Source organism: Streptomyces jumonjinensis (assembly GCF_009600885.1).
In the GTDB taxonomy this organism is placed as follows: Bacteria; Actinomycetota; Actinomycetes; order Streptomycetales; family Streptomycetaceae; genus Streptomyces; species Streptomyces jumonjinensis.
Genome location: NZ_VCLA01000201.1, coordinates 96197 through 96442 on the forward strand (window position 1 = coordinate 96197; position 246 = coordinate 96442).

Sequence of the window (246 nt, forward strand, 5' to 3'; positions counted from 1 at the left end):
AGGGGCCGTCCGTCCGGGACGGGGGCGGTCGTGAAGCAGGCGCGTTTCGGGTTCGCCGCCCACCCGGAGGCGCTGGAGGATCTGCGGTCCGTGCCGGACAAGATCCGGGATCTGGCACTGCTGGAACTCCAGCACCTGGTCCACGGGAACGAGCGTGGGGCGCGGATGCACCGGGAGCTGGCCGGCTGCCACAAGGTGTACGTCGACCCGCAGACCCGGTGGCGGATGGTGATCCAGTTCCGCCCC

At 71.1% G+C, this 246-nt stretch carries 1 pseudogene; it reads left to right on the forward strand.

Going from position 1 to position 246, the window contains the following annotated elements:
• Nucleotides 1–30 precede the first annotated feature (30 nt).
• A pseudogene (locus FF041_RS38555) lies at nt 31–246 on the forward strand (hypothetical protein); the annotation flags it as partial.